General features: G+C 53.8%; 2 rRNA genes (1 of these 2 cut by a window edge). Both read right to left on the reverse strand.

Annotation, left to right across the window (positions count from 1 at the left end):
• Positions 1-21: 21 nt before the first annotated feature.
• Positions 22-136 (reverse strand): 5S ribosomal RNA (rrf, locus tag AC1Q80_RS30680).
• Between the two features lie 144 nt (positions 137-280).
• A 23S ribosomal RNA gene (locus AC1Q80_RS30685) occupies positions 281-2,500 on the reverse strand (it continues 576 nt past the right edge of the window).

A 2,500-nucleotide genomic window follows, 5' to 3' on the forward strand; every position in this document is an offset into this window, starting at 1 on the left:
GTTTTATCTTGCGTTTTGCAGACCTGGCAGCGACCTACTCTCCCGCGTCTTAAGACGAAGTACCATCGGCGCTGGGGCGTTTCACGGCCGTGTTCGGAATGGGAACGGGTGCAGCCACCCCGCCAGAACCACCAGGTCGGCAAAGCGCAAGATTTGCGTCTAGCGGACGCAAACCGAATGAGAAGCTGGTGAGGTGGTGATGCCACCTCTTTGATTTGAACACGTCGCTCATCTCGGCGAATGCTTTGCAATCGCCTTGTGATGAACACAAGCAATGGGAACGATCAAGCCAATCGAACGATTAGTACTGGTAAGCTTCATGCGTTGCCGCACTTCCACACCCAGCCTATCAACGTGGTAGTCTTCCACGGTTCTCAAGGGAATACTCGTTTTCAGGTTGGTTTCCCGCTTAGATGCCTTCAGCGGTTATCCATTCCATATATAGCTACCCTGCTATGCCCTTGGCAGGACAACAGGTCCACCAGAGATATGTCCATCCCGGTCCTCTCGTACTAGGGACAGATCCTGTCAATATTCCTACACCCACGGCAGATAGGGACCGAACTGTCTCACGACGTTCTGAACCCAGCTCACGTACCGCTTTAATTGGCGAACAGCCAAACCCTTGGGACCTGCTCCAGCCCCAGGATGCGATGAGCCGACATCGAGGTGCCAAACAACCCCGTCGATATGGACTCTTGGGGGTCATCAGCCTGTTATCCCCGGCGTACCTTTTATCCGTTGAGCGATGGCCCTTCCACGCGGGACCACCGGATCACTATGACCGACTTTCGTCTCTGCTCGACTTGTCAGTCTCGCAGTCAGGCGGGCTTATGCCATTGCACTCGACGACCGATTTCCGACCGGTCTGAGCCCACCATCGCGCGCCTCCGTTACTCTTTCGGAGGCGACCGCCCCAGTCAAACTACCCACCATACACTGTCCCGGATCCGGATAACGGACCGCGGTTAGACATCCATGACGATAAGGGTGGTATTTCAAGGATGGCTCCACAAGAACTGGCGTCCCTGCTTCAAAGCCTACCACCTATCCTACACATGCCGACACGAATGCCAGTGTAAAGCTATAGTAAAGGTGCACGGGGTCTTTCCGTCTGACCGCAGGAACCCCGCATCTTCACGGGGAATTCAATTTCACTGAGTCTATGCTGGAGACAGCGGGGAAGTCGTTACGCCATTCGTGCAGGTCGGAACTTACCCGACAAGGAATTTCGCTACCTTAGGACCGTTATAGTTACGGCCGCCGTTTACTGGGGCTTCGATTCAGAGCTTGCACCCCTCCTCTTAACCTTCCAGCACCGGGCAGGCGTCAGACCCTATACGTCGTCTTGCGACTTCGCAGAGCCCTGTGTTTTTGATAAACAGTCGCTACCCCCTGGTCTGTGCCACCCTTTCATACTTGCGTATAAAAGGGTCACGCTTCTTCCGAAGTTACGCGTGCAATTTGCCGAGTTCCTTCAGCATAGTTCTCTCAAGCGCCTTGGTATACTCTACCTGACCACCTGTGTCGGTTTCGGGTACGGTCTATACGGTGGAGCTATTTCCTGGAACCGCGTCCCTGCACACCCAATCCAATAAGAGCGTACAAGTTAAGCAATCCGTCACTACCACCAGGCCCACGAATATTAACGTGGTTCCCATCGACTACGCGTGTCCGCCTCGTCTTAGGGGCCGGCTAACCCTGCTCAGATTAACTTTAAGCAGGAACCCTTGGTCTTTCGGCGAGAGGGTCTCTCACCCTCTTTATCGTTACTCATGTCAACATTCGCACTTCCGATACCTCCAGGACCCCTCACAGGTATCCCTTCACAGGCTTACGGAACGCTCCGCTACCACACGTCTTGCGACGTATCCTCAGCTTCGGTGCATGGCTTTAGCCCCGTTACATTTTCGGCGCAAAGACCCTTAATTAGACCAGTGAGCTGTTACGCTTTCTTTAAATGATGGCTGCTTCTAAGCCAACATCCTGGTTGTTTTGGGATCCTCACATCCTTTCCCACTTAGCCATGACTTGGGGACCTTAGCTGGAGGTCAGGGTTGTTGCCCTCTTCACGACGGACGTTAGCACCCGCCGTGTGTCTGCCGACTAGTACTCCTCGGTATTCGGAGTTTGGTTAGGATCAGTAAGACGGTGAGTCCCCATAGCCCATCCAGTGCTCTACCCCCGAGGGTATTCGGTCGACGCACTACCTAAATAGTTTTCGCGGAGAACCAGCTATTTCCGAGTTTGATTGGCCTTTCACCCCTAGCCACAAGTCATCCCAATCTATTGCAACAGATGCGGGTTCGGTCCTCCAGTTGGTGTTACCCAACCTTCAACCTGCTCATGGCTAGATCACTCGGTTTCGGGTCTAATGCGACGAACTGAACGCCCTATTCAGACTCGCTTTCGCTGCGCCTTCACCTATCGGCTTAAGCTTGCTCGTCACACTAAGTCGTTGACCCATTATACAAAAGGTACGCCGTCACCCTTGCGGGCT

It is taken from the genome of Ensifer sp. GW823-FHT05D09 (genome assembly GCF_058795755.1).